The sequence below is a fragment of the Brevibacterium sp. VCM10 genome, from assembly GCF_000583215.1.
GTDB classification, from domain to species: Bacteria; Actinomycetota; Actinomycetes; order Actinomycetales; family Brevibacteriaceae; genus Brevibacterium; species Brevibacterium linens.
This window is the reverse complement of record NZ_JAJB01000048.1, coordinates 15,465-41,224: the sequence shown is the minus strand read 5'-3', so window position 1 is coordinate 41,224 and position 25,760 is coordinate 15,465. Positions and strand designations below refer to the sequence as shown.

Annotated in this window: 21 protein-coding genes; 13 read left to right on the top strand and 8 right to left on the bottom strand. The window is 66.0% G+C overall.

What is annotated here, in order from left to right; all coding sequences use genetic code 11:
- Positions 1-5: 5 nt before the first annotated feature.
- The 5 genes from AD89_RS18730 to AD89_RS0114170 all read left to right on the top strand — a co-directional run bounded on the left by AD89_RS18730 (position 6) and on the right by AD89_RS0114170 (position 7,615).
- Entirely contained in the window at positions 6-1,682 is a 1,677-nt protein-coding gene (locus AD89_RS18730; protein WP_197021771.1) for a sensor histidine kinase, read from the top strand.
- Positions 1,679-2,539 (top strand): response regulator transcription factor, encoded by an 861-nt coding sequence (locus AD89_RS0114185; RefSeq protein ID WP_025779974.1) that lies wholly within the window; start codon positions 1,679-1,681, stop codon positions 2,537-2,539. Before AD89_RS18730 ends, AD89_RS0114185 begins: the two co-directional genes overlap by 4 nt.
- 153 nt (positions 2,540-2,692) lie before the next feature.
- Entirely contained in the window at positions 2,693-3,631 is a 939-nt protein-coding gene (locus AD89_RS0114180) for an ABC transporter ATP-binding protein (RefSeq protein ID WP_025779972.1), read from the top strand.
- Positions 3,628-6,168 carry an ABC transporter permease gene (locus tag AD89_RS0114175; RefSeq protein ID WP_025779970.1) on the top strand — a complete coding sequence of 847 codons (2,541 nt, stop codon included), beginning with the start codon at positions 3,628-3,630 and terminating at the stop codon, positions 6,166-6,168. The genes AD89_RS0114180 and AD89_RS0114175 overlap by 4 nt, the downstream gene beginning before the upstream one ends.
- A gap of 160 nt (positions 6,169-6,328) precedes the next feature.
- On the top strand, positions 6,329-7,615 hold the full coding sequence (locus tag AD89_RS0114170) for an adenylosuccinate synthase (RefSeq protein ID WP_025779968.1): 1,287 nt from the start codon (positions 6,329-6,331) through the stop codon (positions 7,613-7,615).
- A gap of 109 nt (positions 7,616-7,724) precedes the next feature.
- On the opposite strand, the gene AD89_RS0114165 is transcribed toward AD89_RS0114170, so the two are convergent.
- On the bottom strand, positions 7,725-8,003 hold the full coding sequence (locus AD89_RS0114165; protein WP_155807468.1) for a hypothetical protein: 279 nt from the start codon (positions 8,001-8,003) through the stop codon (positions 7,725-7,727).
- Positions 8,004-8,168: 165 nt separating this feature from the next.
- Between AD89_RS0114165 and AD89_RS0114160 the strand changes: the two genes are divergently transcribed.
- The 3 genes from AD89_RS0114160 to AD89_RS0114150 all read left to right on the top strand — a co-directional run bounded on the left by AD89_RS0114160 (position 8,169) and on the right by AD89_RS0114150 (position 10,408).
- Positions 8,169-9,008: an urea carboxylase-associated family protein gene (locus AD89_RS0114160; protein ID WP_025779964.1), complete on the top strand. Its 840-nt coding sequence runs from the start codon at positions 8,169-8,171 to the stop codon at positions 9,006-9,008.
- Positions 9,009-9,068: 60 nt separating this feature from the next.
- Positions 9,069-9,920, top strand: coding sequence for a helix-turn-helix domain-containing protein (locus AD89_RS0114155; protein WP_025779962.1), 852 nt, complete (start codon positions 9,069-9,071; stop codon positions 9,918-9,920).
- 80 nt (positions 9,921-10,000) lie between these two features.
- Positions 10,001-10,408, top strand: coding sequence for a VOC family protein (locus tag AD89_RS0114150; RefSeq protein ID WP_035320932.1), 408 nt, complete (start codon positions 10,001-10,003; stop codon positions 10,406-10,408).
- A 31-nt stretch (positions 10,409-10,439) separates the two neighbouring features.
- On the opposite strand, the gene AD89_RS0114145 is transcribed toward AD89_RS0114150, so the two are convergent.
- Positions 10,440-11,600: a GAF domain-containing protein gene (locus tag AD89_RS0114145; RefSeq protein ID WP_035320930.1), complete on the bottom strand. Its 1,161-nt coding sequence runs from the start codon at positions 11,598-11,600 to the stop codon at positions 10,440-10,442.
- Positions 11,601-11,756: 156 nt separating this feature from the next.
- Between AD89_RS0114145 and AD89_RS0114140 the strand changes: the two genes are divergently transcribed.
- Complete coding sequence (locus tag AD89_RS0114140; protein WP_025779957.1) at positions 11,757-13,577, top strand: flavin-containing monooxygenase; 1,821 nt, start codon at positions 11,757-11,759, stop codon at positions 13,575-13,577.
- A gap of 169 nt (positions 13,578-13,746) precedes the next feature.
- On the opposite strand, the gene AD89_RS0114135 is transcribed toward AD89_RS0114140, so the two are convergent.
- Complete coding sequence (locus AD89_RS0114135) at positions 13,747-14,787, bottom strand: endonuclease domain-containing protein (protein WP_231488694.1); 1,041 nt, start codon at positions 14,785-14,787, stop codon at positions 13,747-13,749.
- Between the two features lie 114 nt (positions 14,788-14,901).
- Positions 14,902-15,423 (bottom strand): TetR/AcrR family transcriptional regulator, encoded by a 522-nt coding sequence (locus tag AD89_RS0114130; protein ID WP_025779955.1) that lies wholly within the window; start codon positions 15,421-15,423, stop codon positions 14,902-14,904.
- Positions 15,424-15,671: 248 nt separating this feature from the next.
- Here AD89_RS0114130 and AD89_RS0114125 point away from each other — a divergent pair, with 248 nt between their 5' ends.
- A complete protein-coding gene (locus tag AD89_RS0114125; RefSeq protein ID WP_025779954.1) occupies positions 15,672-17,216 on the top strand; it encodes an MFS transporter in 1,545 nt (514 codons plus the stop codon).
- A gap of 250 nt (positions 17,217-17,466) precedes the next feature.
- Here the strand turns inward: AD89_RS0114125 and AD89_RS0114120 are convergent, their stop codons facing one another.
- From AD89_RS0114120 to AD89_RS20000, 4 genes are read right to left on the bottom strand one after another with little or no spacing between them, the layout of a single operon-like run.
- Positions 17,467-19,014, bottom strand: coding sequence for a tripartite tricarboxylate transporter permease (locus AD89_RS0114120; RefSeq protein ID WP_025779951.1), 1,548 nt, complete (start codon positions 19,012-19,014; stop codon positions 17,467-17,469).
- Position 19,015: 1 nt separating this feature from the next.
- A complete protein-coding gene (locus AD89_RS0114115; RefSeq protein ID WP_025779950.1) occupies positions 19,016-19,681 on the bottom strand; it encodes a tripartite tricarboxylate transporter TctB family protein in 666 nt (221 codons plus the stop codon).
- The gene (locus AD89_RS0114110; RefSeq protein ID WP_025779948.1) at positions 19,678-20,715 is read right to left on the bottom strand and encodes a Bug family tripartite tricarboxylate transporter substrate binding protein; all 1,038 of its coding nucleotides are present in this window, start codon (positions 20,713-20,715) and stop codon (positions 19,678-19,680) included. Before AD89_RS0114110 ends, AD89_RS0114115 begins: the two co-directional genes overlap by 4 nt.
- Positions 20,716-20,750: 35 nt before the next feature.
- On the bottom strand, positions 20,751-20,897 hold the full coding sequence (locus AD89_RS20000) for a hypothetical protein (RefSeq protein WP_155807467.1): 147 nt from the start codon (positions 20,895-20,897) through the stop codon (positions 20,751-20,753).
- Between the two features lie 89 nt (positions 20,898-20,986).
- On the opposite strand from AD89_RS20000, the gene AD89_RS0114105 reads away from it, so the two are divergent.
- From AD89_RS0114105 to AD89_RS0114095, 3 genes are all read left to right on the top strand, one after another.
- On the top strand, positions 20,987-23,383 hold the full coding sequence (locus AD89_RS0114105; protein WP_025779946.1) for a S9 family peptidase: 2,397 nt from the start codon (positions 20,987-20,989) through the stop codon (positions 23,381-23,383).
- Positions 23,384-23,648: 265 nt separating this feature from the next.
- Positions 23,649-24,626 (top strand): ABC transporter substrate-binding protein, encoded by a 978-nt coding sequence (locus AD89_RS0114100; RefSeq protein ID WP_025779944.1) that lies wholly within the window; start codon positions 23,649-23,651, stop codon positions 24,624-24,626.
- Between the two features lie 145 nt (positions 24,627-24,771).
- The gene (locus AD89_RS0114095) at positions 24,772-25,755 is read left to right on the top strand and encodes an ABC transporter permease (RefSeq protein WP_025779942.1); all 984 of its coding nucleotides are present in this window, start codon (positions 24,772-24,774) and stop codon (positions 25,753-25,755) included.
- Positions 25,756-25,760 lie beyond the last annotated feature (5 nt).

The window sequence follows — 25,760 nt, the reverse complement described above, 5'->3', positions numbered from 1 at the left end:
CCGACATGAGCAATCGATCGATCCGGACCGAGGGCCACCGCCCGGAGCCGCAGCAGCCCACCCCCGACCGAGTCGACCGCATCCGTCGCACCCTCACCGCTCATCCGTGGATCGTCGACTCGCTGCTCTGGGGTCTGCCGATCACCTATCTGACCGTCGTCTTCACCTCCTCCCAGGCCGAGCGGAGCGAGATCGCCCTGGTGCCCGTTGCAGTGCAGATCGGCATCGTTCTGCTCCAGACGCTGCCGCTGGGACTGCGGCGCACAGCCCCGCTGCTGAGCTCCTCGCTCATCGCCGTCGGCTGCCTGCTGACCGTGCTCACGATGATGGGACCGACCTTCGGCATCGTCGCCGTTCCGCTCACCGTGTATTCGACGACGGCGTGGGGGACACGCAATCACGGTCGCATCGTGCTCGTCCTGGGCCTGCTCGGCGCACTCTTCCTGGGCGGGTGGCTCTACCTCGTGTCCCTGCAGGCGACGATCGGGGTGAACCCGCGCCCCTTGGCCTTCGGCGAATATGTGCTGCTGGTCGTCGTCGTGGCACTGTGTGCGTCGATCGTGCTCATCGCCTGGCTGTTGGGCGGAGTCGGATTCCGTCGCCGCCGCGAGATCGAGGGTATTCGGGAGCGCAACCGCCTGCTGGAACGCGAACGCGAATCCGAGACCCGGCTGGCCGCCGATGCCGAACGCATGCGCATCGCCCGCGAAATGCATGATGTCATCGCCCATTCCCTGTCCGTCGTCATCGCCCAAGCCGACGGAGGTCGCTATGCGGCGAAGACCGATCCGGCTGTCGCGGTCGGCGCCCTCGAGACCATCGCACAGACCGGACGGGAAGCCTTGGCACAGACGCGGTCGCTGCTCGGCTTCCTCCGCGCCGAGGAGGACGACGAGCGCTCTTCGTCGCCGCTGCCCGGCGTCGCCGACATCGGCTCCCTCATCGACGATGTGCGGTCGGCGGGGCTCCCGGTCTCGGTGACCGAACTGGATGACGTCGACCGCGGCCGCTTGGCCGAAGGAGCGTCGCTCGCCGTCTACCGCATCGTTCAGGAAGCGCTGACGAATGTGCTCAAACATGCCGGAGACGGTGCTCGGGCACATGTCGAGCTGCTGGCCGAGGACGCGGAGCTCGTCGCCCGGATCAGCGACAACGGAACCGGACAGACGAGCGCCCGCGTGAGCGGAGAGACGGACGGCGACGGAGCCGACGACCCGACAGGGACGGCTGCCCACGGCCGTGGCTACGGCATCGTCGGCATGCAGGAACGCGCCGCGCTCTACGGCGGCACGCTCACAGCTCGACCGATCCGTTCGACCGGAGTGAAGGACCGGTCCGAAGGGCACACCGATGCGAAGCCCGGGTTGTCCTCCGGTGCGGTCATGGGAAGCGCCTTCGGAACGATGACGGGATTCCTCGTCGAGGCCCGACTGCCGCTGTCCGCTCCCGCGCCCACTCCCGAACCCGAACCCGGGCCCGAGTCCGGACCCGATTCCGGACTCACCCCGGGCACCGGCACTCATGGTTCGTCCGATCAGGGAGAGAATGGGTCTGCCGGAACCGGGCAGATCGCCGTAGCGGGACAGGCTGCCGGGGCCGGAGAGAGCCAGTCCGCCGAGACTGCCGAGGCTGCCGAGAGCGGAGAGAGCCAGTCCGCCGAAGTCGAGGAGAGCAGCCGATGAGCGCCGATGGCGAGGCGACCGTGCGCGGTCGGACTGATGCTCGGGAGAGCGGGCCGCTTCGCATCGTGCTCGTCGATGATCAGGCCCTCGTGAGGGCGGGCTTCGCCATGGTCATCGACTCCCAACCGGACCTCACGGTCGTCGGACAGGCCGGCGACGGTGCGGCAGGTCTCGACATCGTCAGGCAGGACGAACCCGATGTCGTGCTCATGGACGTTCGGATGCCGCGTATCGACGGCATCGAAGCGACCCAGCGGATCCTCGCTCTCGCCGACGAGGGGACGATCCGTCCCCCGAAGATCATCGTGCTGACCACCTTCGACGATGACGATTACGCCCTGCGCGCGCTGCGCGCTGGTGCGTCAGGCTTCCTTCTCAAAGACACCCTGCCCGAGGTGCTCCTCGAGTCGATCCGCACCGTCCTCGACGGTGGTGCCGTCATCGCCCCCACCACCACCAGACGACTGCTCGAGACACGACTCCTGCCCCACCTCGGCGCGGAGTCTCGTTCCCATTCGGATCCGCAATCAGCGGCCTCGTCAGCTGGGGCGACCTCGGCCGGGGGCGTTGCGCCCACCCAGCCCGAAGGCGTTGAGCCTGCACCATCCGCGGCCGGTGCGAGCCGTCTCGATGCGGCCGATCTGCGCCGCCTGGAGTCTCTGACCCAGCGCGAGACCGAGGTTCTCGTCCTCATCGCCACCGGTCTGAGCAACACCGAGATCGGCGAGCGGCTCTTCCTCGCGCAGCCGACCGTGAAGACCCACGTCGGTCGGATCCTCATGAAGCTCGAGGCCCGTGACCGTGTGCAGGCCGTCGTGTTCGCCTACGAAGCCGGCCTCGTCGGCCCCGGTCACTGAGCCAAGGGCCATCCTCGGGGCCCGACGACGATCTCGGAAGCCCGAAATCATCCTCAGGTATGACGGGTGGGACACGGCCGCCTCGGCGCTCTGCGGCGAAGACCATCCTCAGGTCCGATGTGGGAGGGTGGGCCCGGCGACGAAGCTGGAGGCATGAACACATCAGCGACATACACCGATGCCCATCCTTCCCCGGCCTCATCCCCGACCTCGTCCCCGACCTCCGCGCAAGGGTCGACCCGGGGCCAGGGTTCGAACCCCGCGCCGAGGCTGGCCATCCAAGCCATCGGACTGCGCAAAACCTACGGCAAAGGGGACGCGCAGGTCCGACCGCTCGACGACCTCAGCCTCGACATCGAAGCCGAACGCTTCACCGCAATCATGGGACCCTCCGGCTCGGGCAAATCGACGCTGCTCAACATGCTCGCCGGACTCGACACCCCGGATTCGGGCGAGGTCTTCATCGGACGCACGGCGATCTCACGGCTGGGCGACCGCAAGCTCACGGCGCTGCGCCGTGACCGCATCGGCTTCGTCTTCCAGTCCTTCAACCTCGTACCCGCGATGAGTGCCGAGGAGAACATCCTGCTGCCCTCCCAGCTATCGGGGCAGAAGACCGACCGCCGCATCTTCGATCGCATGGTCGACCTGCTCGGTCTGCGCGAGCGCCTGGGCCACCGGCCGCACGAGCTCTCCGGCGGACAGCAGCAGAGAGTCGCCGTCGCTCGCGCGCTCGTCGCCCAGCCCGATGTGCTCGTCGCCGACGAGCCCACCGGCAACCTCGACTCGAGCTCCGGTGAAGAGGTCCTGAACATCCTGCGCGCCTCGGTCGATGAACTCGGCCAGACCGTCGTCATGGTCACCCACGATCCCCGGGCCGCCGCCCGCGCCGACCGCGTCGTTCTGCTCGCCGACGGACGGCTGGCAGGTGAGCTCTCCCAACCGGATCCGGATTCCGTGGCCGCCGCGCTGATGAATGTCACGGCGGCCTCGGCGTCTTCGGGAGCCGCACCTGCTGGCCAGTCGGCCGGGACCGCAACCGGCCCCGGGTCTCCAGCCGGAGCCGCGCCGACAGACGGAGGTGCCCGATGATCCGCATCGCCTGGTCCAACCTCCGCAGCGCCTCCGGGCGTCTGAGCGCGGCGATGATCGCGATCGCCGTGTCCGTGGCCTTCATCGTCGCGGCGCTCCTGTTCTCCCAGGCCTTCGGCGACACCCTGCGCAATCAGGTCCAAGCCGAATGGGCCGGTGCCGACGTTGCCGTCACCGCGGCCGCGTCCGAGGACCCGGCAGCTGCAGCCGATGAGGCCTCCCCGCTCACCGAGTCCATGCGTCAGACGGTGGCCGACGTCGAAGGGGTCGAGTCCGCCCAGCTCACCGAGTCCGCCTTCGTTGCCGTCGAGGCCGGGTCCACCTCGGTGACGGGGTCGGCCACGAATCTCCCACAGGGACAGGTCGACACCGTCGACGGCTCCGTCCCGGACTCGAACGACGAACTCATGCTCCGCGAAGCCGACGCGAAGACCCTCGGGGTCGGCGTCGGTGACACCATCACCCTCGGCGAGTTCGACGGGCCAGGGCATTCCGCCGCCGACGGCCCGAGCTACACCGTCTCGGGAATCATGCCCGGCTCCTCGTCCGCGGGGATGAATCTCTACCTCACCGACGACGGGCTGGCCACCGCTCCGGGTGAGCTCGTGCCCGACTCCATCCGGGTCGTCGCCGACGATGGGAGCGATCGCACGGCCCTCGCCGAGGCGGTCGGATCCGCGCTCGCCGATGCCGGTGCCGGAAAGGGCGTCTCAGTTCGGACCGTCGACCAGGTCGTCGAGGAGCAGATCGAGTCGCTGTCGAACACCACCGACATGCTCTCGACTGTCGGCATCGCCTTCGGACTGCTGGCCGCGGGGGTCGCGGCACTAGTCATCTCGAACACGTTCAACGTCCTCGTCGCCTCCCGCACCCGCGTGCTCGCACTCTTCCGCGCGATCGGAGCCTCACGCAGTCAGGTGCGCGGAGCCGCGGTGGTGGAGAGCCTCAGCCTCGGGATCGTCGGCTCCGTGTTGGGCGTCGGCCTCGGTCTCCTCATCGGATGGGGACTCTCAACCGTGGTTCGTGCGTTCTGGATGCCGGAATTCGCTCAGATGTCACCGTCCGTCTCGGCGTTCGTCGTCGGGCCCGTCGTCGGCACCCTCGTCACTCTCGCGGCAGGGTTGATCCCCGCGATCCGGGCCTCTCGGGTGTCCCCGATCGAGGCACTCCGACCGGTCGATGTGCCTGCGGCTGTCCCGCGCATCCGGTGGGTGCGACTGAGCCTGTCGCTTCTGCTCGGCATCGGCGGAATCGGTCTGTGCCTGCTCGGGACCACGAGCCAGTCCGTGCTGTTCGGCATCGTCGGCTGCTTCGCGCTCTTCGTCGCCCTCCTCGTCGGTGCGAAGGTCTTCGTGCCGCCATTGGTGGCGCTGTTCGCCGCCGCAGTCGGCCTCCTCACCCGGCGCTCGCCGGCAGTGAAGCTGGCCGGACGGTCGGCGAGCACAGCGGGAGGACGCACCGCCTCGACGACGGGTGCCCTGCTCATCGGAATCACCCTCGTCACGGCCGTGGTCGTCGGTTCCTCGAGCCTGCAGCGAACCCTCGAACTCGCCACTGCCGAGGACACCCCGGTCGACCTCGTGGTCTCCACGGCAGGGCAGGACGGTGCCGACGACGCGAAGATCGCCTCCGTGCTCGATGATTCGCCGATCGTCGAGGAACGCGAGAACGTTCCGGCGCCCACCGCCTCGGTGAGCGTCGACGGGACCGGCGAGTCCGGTGATGTGGCGATCACCAGCGCCGAGGCAGCCGCCGACTCCCCGGTCCTGCGCAGCGACGGCTACGACGTCGATGAGGGCACGATCCTCCTCGACCCGATAACGGTGGGACTCGACGAGGAGGATTCTGATGTCGACGGCCAGAGCGCGACCGTCCGCCTCGGCGATGAGAATCTCGATCTGACGATCGAGACCTCCTTCGACGTCCCCGCGGGGACGGCCTTGGTCAGCGGGACTGATGCCAAGACCCTCGAGGAGGCCGCCGGCGACGATGTGGCCGAACAGACGTGGGCGAAGATCGCCGATCACGCTTCGACTTCGCAGATCGAGGCCCTGACCTCCGAACTCGACGCGGTCGGTGCCTCAGCCGATGCGACTGCGGCACAGTACCGGGCGGATTTCGCCTCGCTGTTCCAGGTCGCTCTGAGCATGGTGCTCGGACTTCTGGCGGCCGCGGTGGTCATCGCCGTGATCGGAGTGAGCAACACACTCACGCTCTCGGTCATCGAACGACGCCGAGAGGGTGCCCTGCTGCGGGCGCTGGGATTCACCCGAGCTGCGATGTCGCGGATGATCACGATCGAATCGCTGCTCATGACGGTCATCGCACTGATCGTCGGAGCCGGGGTCGGCACGTTCTTCGGCTGGGTCGGAACAGCATCGATGATGCCTGCCTCAGCGAATCCGGTGCTGTCCGTGCCGTGGACGCAGATCGGGCTGATCGGCATCGCCGCAGTGCTCGCCGCCGTTCTCGCCTCGGCGATACCGGCGAGGTCGATGTCGCGGATCGCCCCGGCCAAGGGGATGAGCATGGAGTGAGACCGGGGTCGGGTCTCGGTGCGGCCGCGAGTGGGAGCTTCGGGTCTCCTGCCCGCGGCCGCCTCGGTGAGGGAATGCTCCCGATGGCGGCTGTGTCGGTGTGACCCAGTAGACTTGGGGAGTAATGACATCCCCTTTCACTTCGAGGTGAAGCACTCTCATGCCAGCAATCGTTGTCGTCGGCGCTCAGTGGGGCGACGAAGGTAAAGGTAAGACCACCGATATCCTCGGCACCAGCGTCGACTACGTGGTCAAGCCCAATGGTGGGAACAACGCCGGCCACACGGTTGTCGTCGGGGGAGAGAAGTACGAACTCAAGCTTCTGCCGGCGGGCATCCTCTCACCGAACGTCACTCCGGTCATCGGCAACGGCGTCGTCGTCAACCTCGAGGCGCTCTTCGAGGAGATCGACGCCCTCGAGTCGCGCGGCGCGGACACATCGAAGCTGCGGATCTCCGCGAACGCCCACCTCGTGGCTCCGTACCACCAGACGCTGGACAAGGTGACCGAACGGTTCCTCGGCAAGCGGGCCATCGGCACCACCGGCCGCGGCATCGGACCGGCCTATATGGACAAGATCGGGCGCTTGGGCATCCGCGTCCAGGACGTCTTCGACGAGTCGATCCTGCGGCAGAAGATCGAAGGATCGCTGCGGCAGAAGAACGAACTGCTCGTCAAGGTCTACAACCGCCGGGCGGTGTCGGTCGAAGAGATCGTCGAATACTTCGAACCCTTCATCGAACGTCTGCGTCCCTACGTCGCCGAGACCGAACTCATGCTCAATGAGGCACTCGACCGCGGTGAGGTCGTCGTCATGGAGGGCGGACAGGCGACCATGCTCGACGTCGACCACGGCACCTACCCGTTCGTCACCTCGTCGAACCCGACAGCCGGCGGATCCTGCGTGGGCACCGGCATCGGCCCGACCCGGATCAACCGCGTCGTCGGCATCGTCAAGGCATACACCACCCGGGTGGGTGCCGGACCGTTCCCGACCGAGCTGTTCGATGAGATGGGCGAATACCTGCAGAAGGCCGGCGGAGAGTTCGGTGTCAACACCGGTCGTCCGCGCCGCTGCGGCTGGTATGACGCGGTCATCGCCCGCTACGCCGCCCGCACCAACGGCTTCACCGACTATGTGCTGACCAAGCTCGACGTGCTCACCGGCATCGAGCGGATCCCTGTCTGTGTCGCCTACGACGTCGACGGGCAGCGCCAGGATGAGATGCCGGTGTCGCAGACCGAGTTCCACCACGCGAAGCCGATCTTCGAGTACTTCGACGGCTGGACCGAGGACATCACGAAGGCTCGCACCTTCGACGACCTGCCGGTCAATGCGCAGAAGTACGTGCTCGCCCTCGAAGAGCTCTCGGGCTGCCGGATGTCGGTCATCGGCGTCGGTCCCGATCGCGAACAGTCGATCGTGCGTCACGACCTGCTGGACTGAGCAGGGCCCCCGGGGGCATCCCGCATCGAATCACATGGTGAAGGGCGGAGCCGACAGTGAGTCGGTTCCGCCCTTCGGCATGGGCCCGCCAGCACAGTGCTGTGGGTTGCTAACCCCGCAGCTTCCGGATGGACTCGATGGCGCCGTCGTAGGCGGCGGCGATGTCGACGAGGTCGATCCGGTCCGGCAGGTCCCCGGGAGGCTGATGGCTGAGGAGGAATTCCACGGTCGCCCGGACAGAGGCTTCGTCATTGCCCAAGACTCCGTCGGAGACCTCTTCGGCATCGTCGAACATCAGAACGATCTCGTCGGTTCCCGCCGCTGAGCGGATGCTGGCCAGGAACTCTCCCGTGTCCTGCATCTCCACGTCGATCTTCTCGTCAGCCATTCCGACCTCCCACTGCTCGGTGCACGCGGTTCGGTGCATACAACGACGCTGATTCACCTGCGTCGGCTCTGTGATTTCAGCATAGACCCGACGAAACCCGCTTGGACAGCCGGTGCGAAGCTGGCATCGTTGCAGGCGACACGACTATGGAGGAGGATGCGTCCAATGGCTCAGAGCCGTCTGCAGGAAGCCGCCTATCAGGGCCCCGCGCTCGAGGTCGACAGAGACTTCTACTCACAGATCGGTGAGGACACCCAGTCCCGGGAGATCATCGACGAGTTCACCATCCCCATCCGCTCCGGTCAGGCATGGGACATCCCCGCCGGCCATATCTGCCGCCTCTCCACTGTCGACGGCCCGCAGGTCGGCGACCTCAATCTGTGGAATCGCCACGACCCCAGGGAACGATTCTGGGCGGCACGGACCCGACAACTCCAGGCCGCACACGTGTCCACATTCGACCGCCTGTGGTCGACGCTGCCGTTTCTGCGGCCGATGGCCACCATCGTCGGCGACACACTGTCCGACTACGGCGCCGACCCGGAAGGCGGCCGCGTGCACGACACCTTGGGCACCCGATGCGACCCGTATGTGTCGCAGATGCTGAGCGGTGACGACTTCGACTACCACTGCCATTCGAACCTCGTCCGCGCGATCCTGCCGTACGGTCTCACCGAATTCGACGTCCATGATGTGCTCAATGTCTTCCAATGCACGGGGCTGAATGACAACGACGAATACTTCATGAAGACCTGCCCGGCACGCCCGGGCGACCACTTCGAGTTCTTCGCCGAACAACATCTGCTCGCGGCCCTGTCCACCTGCCCCGGCGGAGATCTGTCCGCACCGATGTTCGGTGACGGCTCGTCCGATCCGGTGGAGAACTGCCACCCTCTCAAGGTCACGGTCTATCGCCTCCCCGAGGACCTCCTCGGCGAGTGGGAGCAGCCGACCTCCCCGAGCTATCGCGGAGCCCACGGACTCCGACCCCAACCATGGGCGTGAACTCGCGCCCGGACTGGAAGGACCGGTGACTGCCCGCACTCGAGGGTCTACACTGGCGCCATGTCCGCGTCGCGCACTGACGAGCTGATCGGCCGGCCCCACCCGAGACTGCGGCCGTTCGTGGGCGACTACGTCGGCTACGACATCTCCGGCGTCCCCGCGGGGACGCATCTCGGACTGCCCTCGGGAACGCTGACCTTCATCGTCTCGATCGACGAACCACTGTGCCAGGTCGATGCGCTGACCGGCAGCCGCGAGCACTTCGACGTGCTGCTCGCCGGCCTCCACCTGCGCTCGACACTCATCGCCCACCCCGGTGCGATGTCGGGAATCCAGATCAATTTCAGCCCGTTGGCCCCACGGGCGTTCTTCGGAATCCCCGCCGCAGAATTCGCCCACCACAGCGTCGACCTCGCTCGGATCTCCCGGCCGCTGGCCGCGGAACTGCACGAGCGGGTCAACCTCGAGACCGAATGGTCCGCCCGCTTCGCCGCCATCGACGACGTGCTCATGCGCACGATCGATGACGCGAATCGTCCCCGCACCGAGGTGGCCGCCGCCTGGCATCGGATCGCCGACAGCCATGGCGGCCTGCCCGTCTCCCGCGTCGCCGATCACGTGGGATGGAGCAGGCGCCATCTGGGCAGCCAGTTCCGATCCGAATACGGGATCGGACTCAAGGACGCCGCCCGCATCGTCCGCTTCGATCGGGCACGGAGGCTCATCCCGGAAGGCCGGGGCAGTCTGGCGGAGATCGCTGTGAGATGCGGCTACGCCGACCAAGCGCACCTCAACCGGGACTTCCAGGATTTCGTCGGTCTCAGCCCCAGCCGATGGCTGGCCGACGATGACGTGGCCCGGACCCGGACTGAGGGAACAGATTCGGTGGGGGCCGCCTCGGCGAGGGGATGACCTGTTCCCATTTGTCCAAGACGTATAGGTGGGTGCGCGTCGATGATGGAATTCCAACTGCGACGACCTCAGGAGTGACCATGTCCGAGAACCATGCCAATGTCTGGCCCACCTTCCGCTACCGCGACGCCAAAGCCGCGATCGCCTTTCTGCAGGAAGCGCTCGGCTTCGACGTCATCGCCGAGTACACGAACGCCGACGACCCGGACCGTGTCGATCATGCCGAACTCGCCTGGCCTGAGGGCGGGGGAGTGATGCTCGGGTCCGTTCGCGACGACGGTGGGGTCATGACCAAGACGGGAGTCGCCTCGGGGTCGGTGTATCTGGCCTCCGGCAACGTCCGTGAGCTTCACCAGCGTGCGCTCGCCGCGGGCGCCACCGAGGTCATGGGACTGACCGAGCAGGACTACGGTTCGCTCGACTTCGCCATCCAGGACCCCGAGGGTGTGCTGTGGTCGGTCGGGAGCTACCGTGGGGCCGGCAGGTGACGGCTCGGACTGGTCCGCGTCGGTCCGAGAGTCACTCCACCCGTGCGTCGACGCCCTCGGCCCAGCGGTAGGGGCGGGTGGCGAGCAGCGCACCGACGGATCGGCGCAGACGAGAGACCTCAGCGCGGACGGTGACCACATGGTCGCCGTCCCCGTAGAGTCGCTGGCTGAGATCGGCGGCACTGATCCCTTCAACCCCCGCCGAGGTGACCGCCGCCAGAATCTGCGCCCGCCGCGGCGTGAGCGGAACGACGAGGGGGTCGGTGCCGGAATGGATGTCGAGCACGGGTGGTTCCTGGTGCAGGTGCAGAGTCACCGAGGCCCGGCGGTCGCCGGTGGGCCGCAGCAGCCAGCCGCCGGTGATCTTCTCCGGCAGGCACAGACCGGCACCGGGAATGAGGATCGAACGGTCGGCGGCGGGGGCCTCGATGCGGTCGCGGCTGCGCACTCCCTGCTGGTAGGCCACCCATCCGGCATCGTCGACGACGAGTGCCGGACCGGCCGTGCCGGCGAGCATCGCCGACATCCGATCGCGCAGGGTGTTCAGGGCTTCCTGCTGCGCGATCATCAGCCGCGCCTCGGCCAACCGCACCGCCGTCGTCACCAAGGACTGCACGGCCGGGTGGAGAGTCATCGCCGGGCCGCTGATGTCGACGACTCCCAACAGGGTCCCGTCGTGCGGGTCGTGGACGGGCACGGCACTGCAGTACCAGGGATGCTGCGAGGCTTCGAAGTGTTCGGCGGAGAAGAGCTGGACGGGAGCCTCCTCGGCCAGCGCCGTGCCGATGGCATTCGTGCCGACCTTGACTTCGGACCAATGCGCTCCTTCGACGAACCCGAGCTCATCGGCTTGCCGTCTGGCCGATGCCGCACCGTCTCGCCACAGAATGACGCCGTCGGCATCGGTGACGACGAGGATGAACGGGGCGGCATCGGGAGCCCGCAGCAGCACCGACCGCATCTCCTCGACGACGAGCCGCAGCCGCGACGTGCGCCGCCGGGTCTCCAGCTCGGCCTCATCGGCGACGATCCGCGCATTCGCGCCATCCGGGTCCAGCCCCAGACGCAGCATCCGATCCCACGAGCGCCTGACCAGCGCGCGCGGTTGCACCGGGGGCGATGCCCCGGTGATCACAGCATCGTGAATGCGTGTCAGATCTCTGGCGAGATGCGCCAGATCCGGCTGAAGCATGCCTTGAGTATAAGTCGGGAACGCGCCTCTGACCATGGGGTCGAAGCTTTGATGAGAATCCCGGCACTGCGTGGGCCATGCAATCCGATGCAACTCTTCCGAGCCGTGAACACCCGGCCTAGTTTGGAGTCACTGAACTCAACGAGGAGGAGTGACATGACAACGACGCTCGACCGTCCCCAGCTGACTGCCGACGATATCGCCATGAGGTGGCTGCAGGACTTCGAATCGGCACTGAGCCGCCGGGATATCCCGGCCGCTGCGGGACTGTTCGCCACCGACAGCTACTGGAGGGACCTTGTGTCCTTCACCTGGAACCTCAAAACGGTGGAGAACCCCGATGGGGTCACCGACCTGCTCACCCACAATCTCGACCGGGTCTCACCGGAAGAATTCGAACTGGCCGAACCCGCGGCAACCGCCGACGGAGTGACGGAAGCATGGTTCACCTTCGCCACCTCGGTGGGGCGCGGAAAAGGGCTCGTCCGCCTCATCGACGAAGACGGCATCAAGGCCTGGACCATGCTTACCTCGCTGCAGGAGATCGCCGGACACGAGGAGCCGCGCGGCACCCGCCGGGTCAAGGGCGCCGAACACGGCGTCGATCCCGAGCGGAAGAGCTGGTCGGAGAAACTCGCCGAGGAGGACGCCGCCTGGGGTACGACCGCCGATCCGTACATCCTCGTCGTCGGTGGCGGGCAGGGCGGGATCGCCCTCGGCGCTCGCCTCCGCCAACTCGGGGTGCCCTCCCTGGTCATCGATCGGTGGGAGCGGCCGGGTGACCAGTGGCGGTCGCGGTACAAGTCGCTGTGTCTGCACGACCCGGTCTGGTACGACCACCTGCCGTACCTGAAGTTCCCCGACAATTGGCCGGTGTTCGCACCGAAGGACAAGATCGCGGACTGGTTGGAGTTCTACACGAAGGTGATGGAGATTCCGTACTGGTCGTCGACGACAGCCGCCTCAGCGAAATACGACGAAGCGGAAGGCCGGTGGACGGTCGAGGTCGACCGGAACGGAGAGAAGGTCACTCTGCGCCCGACCCATCTGGTGATGGCCACGGGCATGTCGGGCAAGCCGAACATCCCCACGTTCCCGGGCTCGGACATCTTCGAAGGCGAGCAGCAGCACTCCTCGCAGCACCCAGGCCCCGACGCCTATGCCGGTAAGAAGGTCGTCGTCATCGGCAGCAACAACTCGGCCTTCGACATCTGCGGAGCCCTGTACGAGAACGGCGCCGACGTCACCATGGTGCAGCGCTCGAGCACGCACATCGTCAAGAGCGACTCTCTCGTGGAGATCGCGATGGGGGACCTGTACTCCGAACGCGCTCTGGAGAACGGCGTGACGACGGAGAAGGCGGATCTCATCTTCGCGTCACTGCCGTACCGGATCATGCACGAGTTCCAGATCCCGCTCTACGACCAGATCAAGGAAGAAGACAAGGACTTCTACCAGCGCATGGAGGATGCCGGATTCGACCTCGACTTCGGCGACGACGAGTCCGGTCTGTTCCTCAAGTACCTGCGCCGCGGCTCGGGCTACTACATCGATGTCGGATCCGCCGAACTCGTCGCCGACGGCAAGGTGAAGCTGGCCAAAGGGCAGGTCGACCACCTGACTTCTGACTCGGTTGTGTTGGCGGATGGCACCGAGCTGCCGGCCGACCTCGTCGTCTATGCCACCGGCTACGGTTCGATGAACGGTTGGGTCGCCGACCTCGTCGACCAGGAGACCGCGGACAAGGTCGGCAAATGCTGGGGGCTGGGGTCGGAGACGACGAAGGACCCGGGCCCGTGGGAGGGCGAGCAGCGCAATATGTGGAAGCCCACCCAGCAGGAGAACCTGTGGTTCATGGGCGGCAACCTCCACCAGTCCCGCCACTACTCGCTCTACCTGGCACTGCAGCTCAAGGCCCGGCACGAGGGCATCGAGACTCCGGTGTACGGGCTGCAGGAGGTGCACCACCTGAGCTGACTCTCGCCCGAACCGGTCATCTTCGCTGCGTGCGGAGGCGTGTTAAAGGAAGTTCCGGACGATCTGTGCTGATTTGGGCCTCAGTTTTCCGCACAGATCGTCCGGAACTTCCCGTCTTGTGGCTGAATCCCGCCTGAGACGAGCGACATTCCAGTCAGTCGGCGCATGGTCAACAGCCGCCACCCCTGCCGCGACCCGACCGAACGCGTAGCTCGAGACCCAGATGGTCACGAATCTGTGCCTCCAGCAGGATGTAGTCGGCGTTGTTGGTCACATGGAGAACTGTCCAGCCTTCTGCACGGAGCGCTTCGTCGCGTCTGAGGTCGCTTTCTCTCTGCCGCTTCGATTCGAAGTGGTGGCCGCCTTCATACTCCAGAGCGAGCCGCGCGTCGGGATAGCCGAGGTCAGGCTCGACTATGCGCCCAAGGAGGCGGCTGCGAACATGAGGATGCACGACAGGTTCGGGCAGACCGACTTCGACGGCCCACAGCCGCAGGTCTGTCTCGGGTGGCGAATCGACAGTCGGGCGGGCGAGGCTGGCCGCCTCCACGAGGTGCTGTCGTCCGCGGAGGAATGGACGTGTGCGAATGCAGTCACGCAGTTCGTCGAGCCCGATCTGTGGTGGTCCGTGCCAGTTGCCGACGGCCGCGTCGCAGATTTTCACGAGGTCGCGTTGCATCAGGTCACCTGCGATTCCGATGATGACCTCTTCCGGAGCGAGAATGGGCAAGCTGAACCATTGCCTGACCGTCATGGTCGTCATTCGGCGCAGAGTGATCCCAGGGAGCCTGATCCGACAATTGGGCTCTGTGACTGAGACATGGAGTTGCGACGTCAGCCAGTTGGAGGGAAGCGGCCAGCCGTAGAGCCGCGCGGCAAGTGCGTGGCTGGCAGCAATGTCCGGGTAGTGGAGGAGCGCGGCTCTGAGCCTCTGCGCATCAAACAGCCAGTCAGTATCGGCCCACGCCGGTACCGGGCGACGGTCGAACCGTTCGAGGTCCATCCGTACGCCGGGCAGTACCTGCTGAAAGCGCTTCGAATGATAGAGACTGTGCCGTGTGATGCCGCGTTCGATGTAGTCCCGGGTTCGGAATACCTCCGGAAAATCGTGCATCACCCAGCGAGAGTCAGCGTACATAGGAGCCAGCTTCGCCTTCCGGTCACTGAAAAGAAATGGCGCGAAACCAGCCTGTGGATAGAGAATCGCCATCCACAGTCAGCTGTGTGCGAGTGACGCCGCGGTGGTGGGCCGACTTCCGGACGATCTGTGCGGAAAGCTGAGGCAATATTCCGCACGAGACGTCCGGAACTCCATGGGGGTGCCTCAGAGCCCGAGGCGCGTGAGCACCCGCTTCACGTGGTCGAGGGCTTCATCCTGTGAGAGTCCGAAGTTCTGATTGAAATACATGCCGTCGCCGATGAGCTGGATCGTCATCGCCAGGTCAGCATCGCCGAGGTGGTCGTTGAGTAGGTTGAACCACGCTTCCCTGGTCCTGCGCAGAGCCGCCTTGGCCTCCTCGTTCTCGAGTGCCAGACAGCCGGCGGCGATGAGGCTGCGGTCCAGGGGAGTGCCGACCTCGGCCGAGGTCTCGAGGTAGTAGTAGTGGAGGCGTTCGCCGGCGGCTTTCATCGCTTCGATGTCTTCGCCGACCAGCTGGTCGAGTCGTTCCAGGCTGCCGTCGATGAGTGCCGCCTTCGACCCGAAATGGTAGAGCAGACCGCCCTTGGAGACTCCTGCCTTCGCGGCTACTGCGTCCAGAGTCGCACCGGCTGTGCCGTGTTCGTCGAGAAGCTCATCGAATGCGTCGAGCAGCTTCTCCTTGGTTGCGGTCGGATTGCGTGCCATGACCCTGAGCCTAGTCGATGGCGGGGTCCATGAGACGGACGGTGCGCCCGGAACCGGGCCGAGGCGGTGAGGGGACGAACCGACGGTGCCAAGCGGCTGTGCCGATGGGGGCACGGCATCGCCGAGGCTGTCGAGCACTCCGTGCATCTCCTGAGGACGCGCTACTGCGATCTGTATTCCGCGGCAGGATGATCTGGAGATCGCAGCCGGCTACCCAACTGAACCGTCCAGACGGTACAGTGGTGGGCATGACGACGACACTGACTCCACAGCTGCGTGCCGGCCGGCGCGAATGGGCCGGGCTCGCGGTGCTCATGGTCCCCGTGCTGCTGATCTCGATCGACAACACGGTCCTCGGCTTCGCGATCCCGGCCATCAGCACCGGCCTGCATCCGACCGGCACGCAGCTGCTGTGGATCGTCGACATCTACGCGCTCATGCTCGCCGGTCTGCTGGTGGCCATGGGCAGCCTCGGCGATCGAGTCGGGCGTCGCAAACTGCTCATCATCGGGTCCGCCGGATTCGGTGCGGCCTCACTTCTCGCGGCGTTCTCCACCTCGGCCGAGATGCTCATCGTCGCCCGCGCACTGCTGGGCATCTTCGGCGCCACCCTCATGCCCTCGACGCTGTCACTCATCCGCAACATCTTCGACCACGATAAGGACCGCCGCATCGCGATCGCCACCTGGGCCGCGATGTTCTCCGGCGGTGCCGCTCTGGGGCCGATCGTCGGCGGCTTTCTGCTCGAGCACTTCCACTGGAGCTCGGTCTTCTTCATCAACCTGCCGCTCATCGCGCTCTTCATCCCCGCAGCTGCCATCCTGCTGCCCGAATCGCGCGATCCGAACCCCGGCCGCCTCGACCCGCTCTCCATCATCCTGTCGATGCTTGCCCTGGCCCCGCTCGTCTTCGCCATCAAACACAGCATGGCCTCTGGTGCCGACCTCCTCTTCTGGTTCACCCTGTCCGTGGCGATCGTCGCCGGCGCCAGCTTCGTCCTCCGCCAGCTCGCCACACCGACCCCGATGCTCGACGTCCGTCTGTTCGCGAACTCCGTGTTCACCTCGGCGGTGGTGTCGAACCTGCTGAGCGTCATGGGGCTGGCCGGGTTCCTCTACTTCGGCACCCAGCTGCTCCAGCTCGTGCTCGGGCTCTCTCCGATCGACGCCGCGCTTGTGCTCATCCCTGGGCTGATCACCTCGGTCGCGGCCGGCTACCTCGCGGTGCCGCTCATGGCCCGCTTCGAACTGCGCGTCGTCGTGCCTTGTGCGCTCGTGCTCAACGCCGTCGGCATGGGCATCATCGCCTTCACCTCCGAACACTCCGTGATGGGAATGCTGCTGGCCTTCCTCATCCTCGGCATCGGACTCGGCACCGCCGAGGTCATCACGAACGACCTCATCCTCGCCGCGGTCCCCGCTCACAAGGCCGGAGCCGCCTCGGCGATATCGGAGACCGCCTACGAATTCGGTTCCGTCATGGGCACGACCGTGCTCGGCGGACTCTCGACCTTCATGTACGGATCCGCACTGCAGTCCGCGATCGGGGACACAGCGGACAAAGCCGAGTTCGATACGCTCGGCTCCGCCCTCGAATACGCGTCCGGACTGGGTGCTGCGGCCGATGAGAGGATCTCCGAGGCGGCTGTGTCGGCCTTCGACTTCGGCGTGCAGTGGGCCGCCGGTGCGGCTGTCGTCCTCGTCCTCATCGCCGCTGTGCTCACGAGTTTCGGCCTCAAGGGCGCCGGGCGGCTCCTGCCGAGAGCAGCTTCCCGATCTGATTCCGACCGCTGATCCCGCTTCACCGGCAGTGGGTGCGGGGCAGAGCGCCCTGGGCAGTGGACTCCCCACGAAAATAGGTCAGCACCGGATACTTCTCGGGGGAGAAAGTATCCGGTGCTGACCTATCTTCGGCGCCATTTGCGACAAAGGACTGGGGAGACGATCCTCGGCACTAAGCCGGGACCATCTCCCCAGTCGCTGGTGATTGCCGTGGCCGGAACCGTACCCAGCAACCGCAGCGGCCTCCGCCGCGGCCGCGGGGTCAGCCCTGCGACGAGTTCGCCGGAGTGGGCGAATCCTGCGTCGCCTGCTTCTGCCGTTTGCGGGCGAGCACTCGGCCGATGCCGGTGTAGACCAGAGCGGCGATGAGCACGAGGTAGATGACGATCGTGATCGGCGAGGACACCAAAGTCGACGCGTCTCCGCCGGCCGCCAGCAGGGCATCACGCAGGTTCGACTCGGCCAGGGGCCCGAGCACCATGCCGATCATCAGTGGAGCCAGCGGGACACCGTAGCGCTTGAGCACGAAGCTCAGCACGCCGATGCCCAGCAGGATGAGCAGCTCGAACGTCGAGGCGGACGTTGCATAGATGCCCAGGCCGCAGAAGACCGCGATGCCGCCGTAGAGGTACGGGTCCGGGATCTTCAGCAGCTTCGCCCACAGCGGAGCGAACGGCAGGTTGATGATGAGCAGGACGATCATCGCGACGAAGAAGCTCGCCAGCAGACCCCAGACGAGCTCGGGGGAGCGGTCGAAGAGCAGTGGACCGGGCTGGATGCCGTACTGACGGAACGCCGCGAGCATGATCGCCGCCGTCGCCGAGATCGGCAGACCCAGAGCCAGCAGCGCACCCATCGCGATGCCCGTCGTCGCCGATCCGGCCGCCTCGGGGGCGGCAAGACCACGGATCGCGCCCTGTCCGAACTGCGGATCCTTCCGCCGGGAATCGAGCTTGCGCTCCAGGCCGTAGGCCATGAACGTCGGAACATCGGCACCGCCGACGGGGATGACGCCGAAGGGCAGACCGATCGCCGTGCCGCGCAGCCACGCCGGCAGAGCTTCGCCGACCTCCTTGCGGGAGAGGAACGGGCGGCCCGAGGAGCTGACTGTGTTGTCCGTGGCCTGGCGGCGGATCCGGGAGGCGATGAAGAACACTTCGCCCAGCGCCAGCACACCGACCGTCACCGTGACCAGCGAAACACCGTCGAAGAGTTCGGGGACGCCGAGAGTGAACCGCTCCGTGCCCGAAACCGAGTCGATGCCGATGACGGTGAAGCCGATGCCCAGCACCAGAGCCGTGAGCCCCTTGAGCACCGAATCGGCGACCACCGAGGAGGTGGCGACGAAGGCGAACAGGGCAAGGGCGAAGAACTCGGCCGGGCCGAAGCTCGTCGACAGATCCGCCAACGCGGGAGCGACGAAGACGACGAGGAAGCAGGAGATGAACCCGCCGATGAATGCGCCGATCGCCGCGGTGGCCAGAGCCTGCGGGGCCCGCCCGGATTTCGCCATCTTGTGGCCTTCGAACGTCGAGGCGATCGCAGAGGCCTGCCCCGGGGTGTTCATGAGGATGGCCATCGTTGAGTCGCCGAAGAGCCCACCGAAGTAGACGCCGGCGAACATGATGAACGCGCCTGTGGGGTCGAGTGCGAAGGTCATCGGCAGCAGCAGAGCCACGGCCATCGACGACCCGAGGCCCGGCAGCACGCCGACGGCGGTGCCGAGGAAGCAGCCGACGAACACCCACAGCAGGTTCATCGGGGTCAGAGCGTGTGCGAAGCCTTCGAAGAGGGACATGAGAGCGTCCATATCAGAAGCCACCTCCCAGAATTCCCGAAGGAAGGTTGAGTCCCAGCATCACCGCGAAGGCGATGTAGACCAGGGACGAGAACGTCAGTGCCAGAGTGAGGTCGAACAGCGGCTTCTTCGATCCCATCGACCGGGCCACACACCAGAACAGCAGCGCTGCGGCGATGATCCACCCGGCGAATTCGAGGATGAGGGCGAACGCCGCGAAACCGCCGGCGCCCCAAGCCAGGGACACGAAGTCACTGTGAGTGCGGTGCGTCGAATCGGCCTTGCGGGCCGCGGCCAGGGCGGCGCGGTCGTCTTCGGGTTCGTCCTCCTCATGAGGGGAGAGTCGAGAGGCCGCGACCGCCGAGGTGACCGGAGTCGAGAATGCCTTGTCCTCTTCGACCTGGGCCGGGACCGCATCGTCGACATCGACGGGTTCGGGATTGCGGATATAGGCAATGACCAGCAGGATCGTCAGCGCGTAGCCGACGAGCATGATGATCGTCGGGAAGAACTGCGGTCCCGGTCTGTCGGCATCCGCAGGCACGTCCATCGTGAGGATGCCGACGAGCAGATAGGTCGAGAATGCTCCCATGATGAGGGGAACGATGAGTCCTGACCGTCCCTGCCACCAGGTTCCCGCGCCGAGGTGGCCCGTGCGTTTCGTCGTCTGTGTGCTCACAGTCCCAACTCCTTCAGCAGCTTCTCCACCCGTGACGAGTCCTCCTTGATGAACTCGGCGAATTCGTCGCCGGTCAGCCACACGTCGGTCCATTTGTTCCGTTCGAGGGCGTCCTTCCAGGCCGCGCTGTCGCGGGTCTTCTGAAGGATGTCGAGCAGCTGGCCGGATTCCTCGCCGGTGATGTCCGGCGCTCCGAGCCAGCCGCGCCAGTTCGTCAGCGTGACCTCATAGCCCTGTTCGGACATCGTCGGCACCTCGTCGAAGCCCTCGATCCGCTTCGGGGCGGCAACGCCGATGGCCTTGACGCGTCCGGCTTCGATCTGGTCGGAGACCTCGTTGAAGCCGCAGGAGGCGAAATCGGTCGTCCCCGAGAGCAGCGTCTGGATCGCTTCGCCGCCGCCGGACTTCGGAATATAGGTGATGTCGGACGCGGCGATCCCGCCGAGGAGCGCGAGCTGCGCGATCGTGAGATGGTCGACCGAACCCGCCGAACCCCCCGTCCACACGAATCCTTGCGGATCCTTCTTCCATGCGCCGATGACGTCGTCGAGCGTATTGTGCGGGGAATCGGCGGCGGCGATGAGGACGTCGTAGTCCTCGGCCACGCGGGCCATCAGGGTGGTGTTGTCGAATCCGACCGGCGACTCGTTCAGTGCGATCCCGCCGACCATGGCGGTGCCCGTGGCCAGGATCGTGTCCGCCCGACCATGCATCGTCGAGAACTTGCCGAGGCCGATCGTGCCGCCGGCTCCGGGGATGTTGACGACCTGGGCGTTGTTGGCCAGTCGGTCGACGCGCATGGCCTGCTGGGTCTCGCGGGCAAAGCCGTCCCAGCCGCCGCCGGCGCCGGCCGGAGCGATGAGGGTGAGATTCGACGACAGGTCGCCCTTCGCCGAGGCGGCCCTGACCGAGTATGTCGTCGCCGTTCCGATCGCCGCCAAGGCGATCGCCCCGTAGGCGATGCGTCCGAAGGTGCGTCGTGAGGGATGGGAGGATTCGACCGTCGAATCCTCGGGAGGTGGCGCCTGTGGCACGGTCTTCTCCTTTGAAGGCGAGTGTGATGCGAGACTCACCTTAGAGCTTGCTGAGTGTCGACTGCGAGCTTGTGCTCGCTCTGCGCTTTCTGCTCATTGAGCGCGTTGAGTGCATTCTGCTCACGGCGGGTCATCGCTGCGCGCCGGTGCCTGGCCGTCGCGGCCCGTCCGTTCGTGGTCATTCCCCGAGGCATAACAGCGACAATCGGGGAAACGCCTCGGCCGACTGACCGCAGACGAGGTGGGCGGGCGGAGTGACTAGGGTGGGACCATGACTGATGCCGATTCTCCTGCCACCGTTCCTTCAGCACAGACCCCGTCCGGGGCCGCGGCTGGGACCAAGTCCGAGACCGGGACCTCTACAGCGACCACCCCCGCTTCCGCACCGGTGGCGAAGAAAGTTCCCTTCGAGCGCACCCATCACGGCCATACCTTCATCGACGACTACGAGTGGATGCGCCAGAAGGAGTCGCCCGAAGTCATCGCCCACCTCGAAGGAGAGAACGCCTGGACGAGCGCACAGACTGCTCACCTCGAAGGGCTCCGAGATTCGATCTTCACCGAGATCAAGACGCGCATCAAAGAGACCGATATGTCCGTGCCCAACCGGCGCGGGAACTATTGGTACTTCTCCCGCACGAAGGCCGGGCTCGACTACGGCATCAGCGTCCGGATTCCCATCTCCAGGCCCGATGACTGGACGCCGCCCGAGGTCGGAGAAGAACCTCTGCCCGGTGAAGAAGTCGTCTTCGACTCGAACATCGCCGCCGCCGGTCAGGAGTTCTTCTCCCTCGGCTCCTTCTCACTCTCGGACGACGGCAGCAGACTCCTCTACGGTGTCGACACCACCGGCGACGAACGCTACACCCTCCGACTCCGCGACCTGGCCGCAGGAGACGACCTCGCCGACACGATCGAGGGCACCTTCGCCGGAGCCTCCCTCGACCCGAGCGGTCGCTTCGTCTTCTACACCACTGTCGACGACGCCTGGCGGCCGGAGAAGGTGTGGCGCCACGTGGTCGGCACCGACAGCAGCGACGACGTGTGCATCTTCGAAGAACCCGATGAGCGCTTCTTCGTCGGATCGGGATTCTCACGATCGGGCCGGATGATGTTCGTCGTCACCGGGTCGAAGACGACCACCGGGTACTGGGGCGTCAGCGTCGACGACCTCGAAGCAGAACCCCAGGAGATCTGGCCCCGCGTCGACGGCGTCGAATACACCGTCGAGCACGCCGTCATCGGCGGTGAGGACCGATTCCTCATCACCCACAACCGCAATCGCGCCGATTTCGAGCTCGTCGACGTCCCCGCCGCCGACCCGACCGCGCCCGGTCGCGACGTAATCGTCACCGAAGCCGCAGGCGGCAGCGGAGAGCTGCACAACGGCGAACTGCGCAGCGGCGAAACGCACAACGGCGAACTGCGGGTCGATGACCTGCGCATCGAAGATGTCGACGCCTTCGCCGACTTCATCGTGCTCAGCTACCGTCGCGGCGGCTTCGCCCGCGTCGGCATCATCCGCCTCGGCGATGCCTCCTCTCCCTTCGGGCCGCTGCAGGAGCTGCCCTTCGACCGGGAGGCCGGAACCCTGTCACTGGGCGGCAATCCCGAATTCGCGCAGACGAGCGTCCGACTGCATTTCACCTCCATGTCGACGCCCGCGGTGCTCTATTCGCACAGCGTCGCAGACGGCACTGACACGGTCCTCAAGCGTCAGCCCGTTCTCGGATCCGTCGACCTCGACGCCTACACCGAAACCCTCCTATGGGCGAAGACCGGCGATGGCACCGACATCCCGATCTCGGTGGTCTTCCGCAAGGACCTGCACCAGTCCGACGAACACGACGAACACGACGGACACGGCGGACACGGCGATCCCGCCTCGCCGGAGGGCGCAGCGGACGCAGTCGGCGCGGACGAGGCGAACGGCAGCGCCGCCTCGGCGAAACCGCTGCTCCTCTACGGGTACGGCTCGTACGAGGCGAGCATGGATCCGTACTTCTCGGTCTCGCGGCTGTCGCTGCTCGACCGCGGCGTCGTCTTCGCCATCGCGCACGTGCGCGGCGGCGGCGAAATGGGCCGACACTGGTACGACCAGGGCAAGACCACGGCGAAGAAGAACACGTTCACCGACTTCATCGACGTCGCCCGCCACCTCATCGACACCGGATGGACGAGTCCGGATCGGCTCGTGGCCAGCGGCGGATCGGCCGGGGGCCTGCTCATGGGCGCGATCGCGAACATGGCGCCCGAGCTCTTCGCCGGAATCAGCGCCGACGTGCCTTTCGTCGACGCGCTCACCTCGATCCTCATGCCCGAGCTGCCCCTGACCGTCATCGAATGGGAGGAATGGGGCGACCCGCTGCATGATCCGCAGGTCTACGAGTACATGCGCTCGTACTCTCCCTACGAAAACGTCACCGAGGCGGCCTACCCGCAGATCTTGGCCGTGACCTCGCTCAACGACACCCGAGTCCTCTACGTCGAACCCGCGAAATGGGTCGCCCGACTCCGCGAAGTCGGTGCGAACGCTCTGCTCAAGACCGAAATGGTCGCCGGTCACGGAGGAGCCTCCGGACGGTATGACGCCTGGAGGGAGATCGCCTTCGAATACGCCTGGATCCTCGACGTGCTGGGACGATCGGATGTCGAAACAGAGGCCTGAGGGGACGACTGTCGCCGCAGATAACGATACTGGGACGATTGTCTCCAAAACCCGGATTCGGCACCCGGTGTCAGTGCCGGGCCATAGAGTGGATATCATCACATTCGACGTGATGCGCGTCATGAACTCAGAACGGTCTGAGTGACGGCGGCGCATCATTCATCTGCATTGCCGTCAGGGTCCTTGCGTGCGAGGAGCGGCGGTGTCGAATGCAGAATTCGTGACGGATCCGCACCGGCGGACCGAAATTCCGAAAGGGAGAAGAATGCGTCTCAGCAAAATGGCCACAGCGATGGTGGCAGTCGGTTCGATTCTTGCGGTTTCGGCCTGCGGCGGCGGTGAGAGCGGTGGCGGCGAAGGCGATTCGTTCTCCATCGGCGTCTCGCAGCTCGTGCAGCACCCGGCGCTCGACGCCGCCACCGAAGGCTTCAAGAAGTCGTTCGAGGATGCCGGCGTCGACGTCGAATGGGACGTGCAGAACGCCCAGGGCGAACAGGCCAATGCGACCTCGATCGCTCAGCAGTTCGCCAGCGACGACCTCGACCTCGTCCTCGCAGTGGCCACCCCGGCCGCCCAGGCCGCAGCCCAGGCGATCACCGACAAGCCCGTGCTCTTCACCGCCGTCACCGACGCCGAAGAAGCCGGACTCGTCGATTCCAATGACAGCCCCGGCGGCAACGTCACCGGCACCTCCGACCTCAACCCGGTCGAAGAGCAGCTGAAGCTGGTCAAGGACGTCAAACCCGATGCGAAGACCGTCGGCATCGTCTACAGCTCCGGTGAGGTCAACTCGCAGGTGCAGGTCGATCTCGCGAAGAAGGCGGCAGAAGGCCTCGATGTGGAGATCAAGGAAGCGACGATCGCGAATTCGGGCGAGCTCGCTCAGGCCGTGGACTCGCTCGGCAAGGTCGACGCCTACTACGTGCCCACCGACAACAACGTCGTCTCGGCCGTGTCGACCATGGTCCAGGCGGCAGAGAAGAACAAGGCTCTGCTCGTCGGGTCGGAGGCCGGTCAGGTCGAATCCGGCGCGGCGATCACCCGCGGCATCGACTACACGAAGCTCGGCGAACAGACCGGCGAAATGGCTCTGAAGATCCTCCAGGACGGAAAGAAGCCCGCCGAAATGCCTGTCGAGACCAGCTCGAACCTCGAGCTCGTCGTCAACCCGAAGGCCGCCGAGGCCCAGGGTGCCGAGATTCCGCAGAAGCTCATCGACGAAGCCGACAACGTCATCGAGTGATCGACGCACGCAACACCCCGTGACCCGGTGCAGAGAGTCCTGAACTCCTCGACTGCACCGCCGTCACCGGCCCCGAGGTCGTCGGCACCGACGCCGACGACCTCGGGGCCACCACGAACCACACACCAGAAATGAACGGAAACCCATGTTCGGAGCATTGGAGCTCGGGCTCATCTACGGCGCGATGGCGCTCGGGGTCTATCTGACCTTCAAGGTCCTCAACTTCCCCGACCTCACCGTCGACGGAAGCTTCACCACGGGCGGCGCCACCGCAGCCTCCCTCATCATCGCCGGGGTCAACCCTTTCCTGGCCACGCTCGCGGCGATCGGCGCCGGACTCATCGCCGGCTACATCACCGGCCTGCTCCACACGAAGGGCGGCATCGACGGACTGCTCGCCGGAATCCTCACGATGATCGGCCTGTGGTCGATCAACCTGCGGATCATGGGGAAGGCGAACCTGCCGCTCCTGCGAGAAGACACCGTGTTCACCCCGCTGCGCGAGAACATGCTCTTGGGCACCTGGGTGTCGATTGCGATCCTGCTGGCCTTCGCCCTCATCCTCAAGTTCGCCATCGACTGGTTCCTCACCACCGACCTCGGACTGGCCATCCAGGCCACCGGCAACAACAAGGAGATGATCCGTAGCCTCGGCGTCAACACCGACAACTCGACGATGCTCACCCTGGCGCTGTCGAACGGATTCGTCGCGCTCTGCGGAGCGCTCGTCGCCCAGTACCAGGGGTTCTCCGATATCAGCATGGGCATCGGCCTCATCCTCGTCGGGCTCGCCTCGGTCATCCTCGGCCAGGCCGTGTTCGGCGGCCGCAACATCGTCATGGCCAGCCTCGGCGCACTCCTCGGGTCGGTCTTCTACCGGCTCATCATCTTCCTCGCCCTGCGCGCGGGCCTGGATACGAACGATATGAAGCTGACGACCGCGCTGCTCGTCGTCATCGCACTGCTGCTGCCCAGATGGGGGTTCCTCAAACGGATCCCCTCGCTGCGCGGGCGCGGCAACCGCGCGACCGCCTCGGTGCCGGCGGGAACGACCGAGATGAAAGACCCCGGCGAGGTCGCCGACACCCCCGCCGGCGCGACCGGCGCCCGAGCAGGGAAGGAGATCTGAGACCC